Source organism: Mesobacillus sp. (genome assembly GCF_049588175.1).
Taxonomy (GTDB): domain Bacteria; phylum Bacillota; class Bacilli; order Bacillales; family Cytobacillaceae; genus Mesobacillus.
Window position 1 is genome coordinate 1 of sequence record NZ_JBAVFI010000586.1, and the last position, 8,973, is coordinate 8,973.

An 8,973-nucleotide genomic window follows, 5' to 3' on the forward strand; every position below is an offset into this window, starting at 1 on the left:
ATCAAAAACAGCCATACTTTCCAAATAGTGGCCGTTCAATTCAAGATACGTACTGATTTCATGATAGTCAGTAGCATTTTTAGGAAAAGCGAGATCATCATAAGCATCATTCGCAAATGCACTGATAGCATCCTTTGGAGCTGTGGTTCGATACTTCATCAAAAAATGGTAAAAGCTTTTATACATATATGAACGCCTGCCTATTGTTAAAATTGTCGAAGAAAAGCACTTTTCAAATACTATAACGGATTGTGACCTTGCACGTCTACCTTAATGCTAAAGTGGAAAATCGGTTTCGGTCAAACCAAACAATAATTCAGGTGAAAAATACAGATTGTTTTTACAATAAAAAGAGCACCTTCAATTTAGAAGGTACTCCAGCTTGTCGACAAAGATACAGATTTCAAATCAGTTATTGAAAACCTGTTGATTGGAGTGGAAGGCGCGTAGACTCCTGCAGCGCAGCTGGACAGGTGAGACCAAGGTAAAATGATCCTCGTGAAGAATCATTTGTACCCCGCAGGAGCAAAGCGACGAGGAGGCTCAGCGCCAGACCCTAGAAGAATTTGCTCTTGAAAAAGCCGGCAGTTGGGCTTTTTCATAATTCTTCAGCGGAAAGCGAAGCGCCTGGAACGGAAATCAACAGACCTGTTTTACTTCCCAACCAAGATGAAAAAACTGTAGACAAGCTCGCTTTTATCGAGTTTGTCTACAGTCTGGAGCACCTTCATTTTTGAAGGTGCTCTTCTGCTTATTGCCACCTGGACGATTTGGCCATTTCCAATAATGCCCATATGATGTTGAACATCAGGATCGCGATCGTAATCGGAACGGCATGGAGCCAATTCATTCCGAATTTTTCCTTAATCAGTCTAACATAATATCCGCACATAAACAGGACAAACATTGCCGCTACCAGCATGATTGTTAAAGCGATATACATATACTCACCCTTTTCCCATTTCGATACTCCCCCCTCTATTATAATTAAGCAGAGGAAGCAGAATAAACGGGAATGGTGAAACTTTTGTGAACTATATGCTGTTAAAGGTATGTTTTATCACATTGCTATTTAGGATTTGATAACAGTCTGTTACTAGAATCGTCAATCTCTTATTTAATCAAGATGAAAAATCAAAGTAATTTCGTTTGAGCAGCCTTGGCTGGCACATCAGTTCTTCAAACGTAATTACTTTATTGAGGTTTTTTGTATTGATTAAAAATAACTGATCTTCAATTTCTTTTGTAATCAGTTCTGTTTGGTAGGTCATATCACAATCGAGACAATGGACTGCCGGAGTTTCATCAATTTGAATTGCACATGACCCATCAGGCAGTTCCCAATAAACACTGTCAAATATTGATTTGACATTTTCGCTGTTGCACCACTCGCATTTTTGCATCAGGCAACCCCCTATTCCTTGGAAGATGGGACAGCTCCTTGCCCATCAAATGCTTCATTAGTTTTATTCTGCTGAGACTTAAATTTCTTTTCTTTAAGTTCATCTCGTTTTTCTCGTTTATCCTTCAGGGATGCATGATTTGGATCGACCTCATATTTTTCCCTTCGATCTAGTCGGCGCAACCCTTCTGGAATCAGGTTAAACTCACTGTCATTCATGATGGCAGCAATGCCAGTATTTGATTTCTTGCTTTCATAATCAGGGTAGACCTGTTTAAAGTAGCCTTCTGCACTTCCAGGAATATAATTTTCAGGCTCCGGATAGGAGGTAATGACTCCTTCAAAATTACGGAGAACTACTTTTTCAGGACTCTGGGAAATCAGGTAATTCGGCTGCAAGGAAATTTTTCCGCCGCCTCCAGGAGCGTCGACTACAAATGTAGGGACTGCATAGCCGGACGTATGTCCTCTTAAACCTTCGATGATTTCAAGGCCCTTTGTCACTGGGGCACGGAAATGTCCGATGCCTTCGGACAGGTCGCACTGGTATATATAATATGGCCTGACTCGAATTTTTACGAGGTCATGCATGAGCTTTTTCATGATTGGGACGCTGTCATTGATACCTGCAAGAATAACGGATTGATTCCCGACAGGAACGCCCGCGTTTGCAAGCATTTCACACGCACGCTTGGAATCTTCGGTGATTTCGATGGATGTATTGAAATGTGTATTTAGCCAGATAGGATGATATTTTTTGAGGATTGAACAAAGATTCTCTGTAATTCTTTGAGGAAAAACAACCGGTGCACGAGTTCCGATCCTGATGATTTCCACATGATCTATTTCGCGCAGATTTTTTAAAATATATTCAAGGATATTGTCATTAATCAGCAGCCCGTCACCGCCAGAGATTAACACATCCCGTACTTCTGGAGTTCGGCTGATGTAATTGATCGCTGCATCAAGCTGTTTCTTTGCCACACCCATTCCGATTTGTCCGGAAAATCTTCTGCGTGTGCAATAGCGGCAATACATGGAGCATTGATTCGTAACTAGAAATAAAACCCTGTCAGGATAGCGGTGAGTCAAACCGGGTACAGGAGAATCCTCATCTTCATGGAGTGGGTCTTCAAGGTCATACTTCGTTTTATAAATTTCCTTTGAAATTGGGACTGATTGCATCCGCACGGGACAGCGGGGATCATCTGGGTTCATCAATGATGCATAGTATGGCGTGATATTCAAGGGAATGGTTTTCGTGGAGATCCTAACTCCTTCTTCTTCATCAGGTGTAAGATTGATAACTTTCTTCAAATCCTCAAGTGTCCTGATTGTGTTTGTCAGCTGCCATAGCCAATCATTCCACTGTTCCTCTGTTACATCCTTCCATAGCTCGATGTCCTTCCAATGTCTCGAAGGTTTATATAAAGATTGTTTCATCGGATTTCCCCCTTAAGTAATTTGCACATATAACTAATGCAAGTTCTGTGCCAGAATTACTGATTGTTCAGAAAAATCAACAAAAACCATATATACATTAGGATGGGAAGAATTTTGTGTTAAATATCCCCCTCAAAAAAGAAAATAACCTGCTGAAATTTCGGCAGATTAGAAGAATCAGTATTTATTTACAGAGAAGTAGTCCGCAATATATTTCATAAATTCAACTTTTTTAATTTGTATTGTAGTGTCTGCCTAGGTATATCGAGAAGTGCAGCTGCTTTCTGGATATTGCCATTACAAGCTTCAAGAGCATCTTTAATGAGTTCCAGTTCAAACTCCTTAAGCTGCTCCCTTAAAATGAAGGAGTTGCTTCTTGAAGGCTTAATGATTTCATCCATGTGTGTATTTTGCTTAAGCATCACCGGTAAGTCATATTCTGTCAGGAGCTGGCCTTCGCAAACATTCATCATGTATTCAATCGTATGCTTGAGTTCCCTTACATTCCCCGGCCATTGATGCTTTAAAAATATCGCCGTTACATACTCATCTAATCCCGTTAACTGTTTTCTGAGCTTCTTATTATAATGGCCGATAAAGATTTCGGACAGATATAAAATATCCTCTTTCCTCTCTCTTAGTGGCATCAATTCGAAAGTGAGAACATTTAAACGATAAAACAAATCTGTCCGCAGCTGGTTTTGTTCCATCGCCTTTCCGGGATAAACATTCATCGCGGAAATGACCCTCACGTTAACAGAGATCACATTGGTGCTGCCTACTCTCCTGACCGCTCCATCCTCAAGGACGCGAAGGAGTTTTGCCTGAAGGTCAATTGGCATCGAATTCAATTCATCAAGAAAAAGTGTGCCGCCATTAGCTAGTTCAAATAGACCCGGCCTGTCCACCGCTCCCGTGTAACTGCCTTTTGACGTTCCGAACAATATGCTTTCTAACAAATTTTCCGGAATTGCTGCACAGTTTTGCGCAATAAAAGGTCCTTCTGATCGATTCGAGGCATTATGGATCGATTGGACAAAGAGTTCCTTCCCTGTTCCGCTTTCTCCATATACGAGAATCGGAGAATCAGATTTTGCCAGTTTCTCAGCCTTCTGCTTAATTTGTGCAAAATACTGATTATTTGTGATCAAATCGCTGAACGTATAAGCAGCCTGCTGTTTGAGTGCTTTCCCGCTGCGATGTTTAAAGCTTTTCTGAACCTCCACCAAACGTTCAGATAACTGCTTGATCCGCGAATAATCCTTGGCTATTTCCACCGCGCCAATCAAATCACCCTGAACAAAAATTGGCAAAGTAGTGTTTACTGTTTCTATTTTTCTCCCATGCAGGTTGACGAACGACTGAGTCTCGTTATAGATAGGCTTTTTGGTCTCAATTACTTTCAGAAGCGTGCTCGATTGCTCGTTTAAGGATGGAAAAACAGATAACAAAGGCTTGCCGATGACCTCCTTTACATCTAGACCATCGTGCTTTGCCGCCACTTCATTATAAAATATCGTGATTCCTTCTGTATTCACGACATGGATTGCTTCGTCAATGCATTTTAAAATCGCGCTCAATATTTCTTCGGTTACATCGGAAATAGAATTCATGCTTATCACACTCCCATATTAAGTATATGACAGTGTGCCGAAAAACTGTCTTTTTATTGCCTGAATTTTGGCGGTGATGCCAAATCTTTCACCCATACATTCATATTTTCAATTTTATCATAAATAAAAACATTGTTCACAAGTCTTCCTCTGTAGGCATAGCCAAGCTGGTAAAGAACAGCATTCATACCAAATGACAAAGCTCTGGCAATGGAGTAGGCACAATAAATTCCGTTTTCCACCAGCTCCTGTTCAATACGCTCAAGGAGTATTTTCATAAGGCCATGCTTCCTGTGTTCTTTCAGCGTCGCACAATCAGTCAGTTCTGCGTTTTTATAAAATAAATTCACTTCTGCAGAGGCGGCGCTTACCACCTGTCCATCATTAATAAAACCGTAATAGACCGTACCATCCTGCATTGTTTTGACAATGTAATCAGGATTATCTAGTGGAGTGGGGTAAATTTGAAAAACAGATTTATATAGTTTCGAGAGACCGGCTGCGTCTGATTCACCCATTTTTTTTAGAATATATGCTTTTGGAGGAGCGATTGACTGGGAGGGTCCATTCAAATGATAAACGCTTTTAATAATTCCATCTTCCTCGGTCCAATGGGTGCTAATTTTCCTTTCATCTGTTAAGAATTTTGAAAAGAAAAAGCAATCAGAGCCTAGAAAATATCCATCAATGCTTGCTTCAAACCTGTAGCCGCGTTCGAGCAGCTGGATGAAATGTTCTTTCCTTCCCTTAATGATTATTTTGTCTGCCTTTTCATTTTCCGTGATTTTTTCTGCCTTTTCCAAGATACTTAATAGATCACCCAAATAATCATCGACCCTTATCCGGCGGTTCTGTTTGTCTAAGTACAACTTCATTTTGTATGCCTTTTCATTCACTTCCAAGGTTTTACCTGGATGCATGCACAGACTCCCCCTTACTGATTTTATAGGTGAACAGCCTGGCCTTTGGGCCAGGCTGCTAGTCCTATCAATCAAGCTTGAATGAAACAAGTTTCAGCTCGGTCATTTCCTCAATTGCGTATTTGATCCCTTCCCGTCCGGTTCCGCTCATCTTCACACCGCCATATGGCATATGGTCAACCCTGAAGGTAGGAATGTCATTGATCATGACACCGCCAACGTGAAGCGCTTTGGAGGCTTTAAAAGCCTTGTTGAGGTCTTTCGTATAAACCCCTGCCTGCAGCCCGAATTGGGAATCATTGACTTTGGCAATTGCCTCGTCAAATTCATTGAAAGTATTGATGTGCACCACAGGCGCGAATACTTCCTCACAGGAAATCTTGTCGGTTTCTTTTGCGTTAAGCAATATGGTCGGGTTCAGTACCTGTTGGTCACTGTCACCGCCAAGGGCCAGCTCAGCACCATTTTCAATTGCCGCTTGAATCCATGACTTTGCCCTCGTTACATCATTGAAACTGATCATGGCAGATATATCCGTATCCTCATCTAGAGGATTTCCTACCTTGAGTTTCTTTGATTCCTCAATAAATAAAGCAGTAAATTCTTCGGCGATTGATTCATGGATAAAAATCCTCTGTATTGAAATGCAAACCTGTCCCTGATTTGAGAATGAGCCAGTTACTATTCGGGGCATCACTTTTACCAAGTCGGTTCCCTCATCGACAATTAAGGCGGAATTCGAACCAAGTTCGAGAGTTACCTTCTTTAAACCAGCATTTTCCCGAATATATTTCCCTACAGCAGGACTGCCGGTGAAGGTCACTTTCTTCACCCTGTCATCTTTTATTAATACATCTCCAACACTTTTGCCGCTTCCGGTCACTACATTCAGCGCCCCCGCGGGCAAACCAGCCCTGTGGAAGCAGGATGCGATTTTATATGCAGACAAAGGTGTTTGGCTGGCAGGCTTAAGAACAACTGAATTACCTGCAGCCAGCGCAGGTCCGACCTTGTGGGCAACAAGATTCATCGGAAAATTGAACGGCGTAATCGCTGCAATTACTCCAAGGGGTTCCTTCACAGTATATGCTACCCGTCCTTCACCACCAGGAGCGGCATCAAGTGGAATCGTTTCTCCATGAATGCGCCTTGCTTCCTGAGCGGCAAAGCTGTAAGTCATGATTGTGCGGTCCACTTCTGCACGAGCCGCCTTTAAAGGTTTTGAGGATTCTTCAGCTATAATCCTTGCACACTCTTCACGGTCCTCTTGTATGAGATCTGCGACTTTCTGCAGGATTTCAGCCCGTTTGTACGCCTCCATATTCGCCATAGTCTTGGCAGCAGATTCAGCTGCATTAATAGCCCGTAGGACATCATCATCGCTAGCCACTGCAACTTCAGCGATCTTTTCGCCATTAAACGGATTATTTAGCGGAAGATATTTTTCCGTACCTACAAATTCTCCATTAATCCATAATAATTGTTTCATCATATTTCCTCCTATTGCTTGCAGCAATCAAGTATTGCTGCTTCAAGCACATCAAAGCCTTCTTGGATTTGGTGATCAGTAATGACGAGAGGAGCCAGAAGCCTAATTACATTTCCATACAATCCTGCACTCATTAAAATTAAGCCTTGTTGGTGTGCTTTCTTTAGTATCTCCTGCACAATCTGAGAATTTGGTTTGCCTTCTCTGTCAAAGAACTCAATAGCGCACATTGCGCCAAGTGAGCGGACAACGAATTTCACTTCAGACTGTTTAGCAAGCTTATCGAACTTCTCCTGGAATTTCCCGCCAAATGAATTTGCTTTTTCAAGAAGTTTCTGTTCATCTATCATTTTAACTACTTCTATGGCGGCAATACAACCAAGAGGGCTTCCGCCAAAAGTTCCGCCAATTTCCCCAATGCCTGCGGAATCCATGATTTCCGCCCTGCCTGTTACAGCACTGATCGGCAGTCCTGCAGCGATAGACTTTGACATGGTCATCAAATCTGGAATCACTTCAAAATGTTCCATCGCAAATAATTTCCCTGTCCTTCCGAAGCCCGTCTGGATTTCGTCTGCTATGAACAGGATTCCATGCTGTTCACAAAGCTTTTTCACACCTTGAACGAAGGCTTTTGACGGGATGTTGAATCCACCTTCTCCTTGAACGGGCTCCATTATTACAGCAGCAATTTCCGTTGGCGGAACCTCGCTTAGGAAGAACGTCGCAAATTTTTCCAGTAAATAAGAATCAAGTTCATCAGGTGTCATGCTATTTTCCTGCGAATACACAGGATATGGCCATTTATACGTTTCAGGTGCGAAGGGGCCGAACTGGTATTTATAAGGCCTGACCTTACTCGTTAGTGACATTGCCATATATGTCCTGCCGTGGAATCCACGTTCAAATGAAATAATCCCTTTACGGCCTGTGTATTTCCTGGCGATTTTTACTGCATTCTCTACAGCCTCCGCTCCGCTGCTTAAGAAGAATGTTTTTTTATCATGTCTGCCAGGAGTGATTTTGTTTAGCAGCTCTGCCAGTTCTATATAAGGTTCATACATCATGACATGGAAACATGGATGGAGATAGCGATTGATTTGCTCGTGGAGCGCCTTAATGATGGTTGGCGGGCAGTGGCCGACATTAAGCGTACCAATTGCTCCGGCGAAATCAATGAATATGTTACCATCGACATCTGTCAGTAACGCACCTTCTCCTTGGTCAGCAAATGTTTTAATAGTGTTGAACGGTCCAATTGGTACGTTCTTCTCTTTTCTCTTCAGCAAATCGATTGCCTTCGGTCCTGGAATAGCTGTTTTTATTTTTATATCTCCCATTGGATGGCTCCCCCTCATTATGATTAAGCGACTCCGCACCACTCCAAAAGCGTTAATGCAATAATTTCAGCTGCATCAAAAACATCTTCCAGCCTGATATATTCATTCGCCTGATGAGCAGTTTCTGTTACTCCAGGACCAAAGACAATAACAGGCACCCCTCCAACCTTTGAAAGAACCCCTCCATCGGTCGCCCATGGTGAAGCTTCGATTAGCGGCATGCTATTTTTCACATTTTTATAATTTTTTGCAAGTACATGGATCAATTCATGTTCTGGATCAAGGTCACCTGGCAGCCAGCTTGCGCCAAACCATTCCAGCTCTGCCTCATTATCTTTTAACCATGGGTCGTCAGCACAAACGCTGAATAAAGCCTTTTGCATTTCAAGCTTTGCGTTTTCCTGGGTTTCATTCGGCGCAACACCCATCCTGCCCTCTATTATCGCGAGATCCGGAACCGATGAAGGCCAATCACCGGAATGGATTTTCCCAATATTGATTGGAATTGGAATCGGAATGTTTTGAAAGAAAGGATCGGTTATTCTTTCGTTTCTTTCTGACTCCAACACTCTCAATCTTTCGATAACAAGCATCGCTTTCTCAATCGCGTTGACACCTTCATACCTGGTCCCTCCATGGGCACCTTTTCCTTTTACTGAAATCCTGAACCACATCGAGCCTTGCTGTTTGGGAAATACTTTAAAGTTGGTTGGCTCTGGAATAATCGCACCATCTGCCTTATAGCCGCGCAAAACGGCTGCCAGCG

General features: G+C 42.4%; 10 protein-coding genes. 1 reads left to right on the top strand and 9 read right to left on the bottom strand.

Annotation, left to right across the window (positions count from 1 at the left end; genetic code table 11):
• A partial coding sequence (locus WB217_RS14260; protein WP_423993890.1) for a YozE family protein occupies positions 1–186 on the bottom strand: 186 nt, incomplete at its 3' end.
• Positions 187–572: 386 nt separating this feature from the next.
• Between WB217_RS14260 and WB217_RS14265 the strand changes: the two genes are divergently transcribed.
• Complete coding sequence (locus WB217_RS14265; RefSeq protein ID WP_423993891.1) at positions 573–737, top strand: hypothetical protein; 165 nt, start codon at positions 573–575, stop codon at positions 735–737.
• Between the two features lie 14 nt (positions 738–751).
• Here WB217_RS14265 and WB217_RS14270 read toward each other — a convergent pair whose 3' ends face one another.
• The 8 genes from WB217_RS14270 to WB217_RS14305 all read right to left on the bottom strand — a co-directional run.
• The gene (locus tag WB217_RS14270; RefSeq protein ID WP_423993892.1) at positions 752–943 is read right to left on the bottom strand and encodes a hypothetical protein; all 192 of its coding nucleotides are present in this window, start codon (positions 941–943) and stop codon (positions 752–754) included.
• A 178-nt stretch (positions 944–1,121) separates the two neighbouring features.
• Positions 1,122–1,403: a YokU family protein gene (locus tag WB217_RS14275; RefSeq protein WP_423993893.1), complete on the bottom strand. Its 282-nt coding sequence runs from the start codon at positions 1,401–1,403 to the stop codon at positions 1,122–1,124.
• Between the two features lie 11 nt (positions 1,404–1,414).
• Positions 1,415–2,845, bottom strand: a complete 1,431-nt coding sequence (gene ablA / locus WB217_RS14280; protein ID WP_423993894.1) for a lysine 2,3-aminomutase — start codon at positions 2,843–2,845, stop codon at positions 1,415–1,417.
• Positions 2,846–3,060: 215 nt separating this feature from the next.
• Complete coding sequence (locus WB217_RS14285; protein WP_423993895.1) at positions 3,061–4,458, bottom strand: sigma-54 interaction domain-containing protein; 1,398 nt, start codon at positions 4,456–4,458, stop codon at positions 3,061–3,063.
• A gap of 53 nt (positions 4,459–4,511) precedes the next feature.
• On the bottom strand, positions 4,512–5,378 hold the full coding sequence (gene ablB / locus WB217_RS14290; protein ID WP_423993896.1) for a putative beta-lysine N-acetyltransferase: 867 nt from the start codon (positions 5,376–5,378) through the stop codon (positions 4,512–4,514).
• Positions 5,379–5,445: 67 nt separating this feature from the next.
• Positions 5,446–6,867: an aldehyde dehydrogenase family protein gene (locus WB217_RS14295; protein WP_423993897.1), complete on the bottom strand. Its 1,422-nt coding sequence runs from the start codon at positions 6,865–6,867 to the stop codon at positions 5,446–5,448.
• A gap of 11 nt (positions 6,868–6,878) precedes the next feature.
• Positions 6,879–8,207 carry a 4-aminobutyrate--2-oxoglutarate transaminase gene (gene gabT / locus WB217_RS14300; RefSeq protein WP_423993899.1) on the bottom strand — a complete coding sequence of 443 codons (1,329 nt, stop codon included), beginning with the start codon at positions 8,205–8,207 and terminating at the stop codon, positions 6,879–6,881.
• Positions 8,208–8,230: 23 nt separating this feature from the next.
• On the bottom strand, positions 8,231–8,973 hold a 743-nt coding region (locus WB217_RS14305), incomplete at its 5' end, for a M20/M25/M40 family metallo-hydrolase (RefSeq protein ID WP_423993900.1).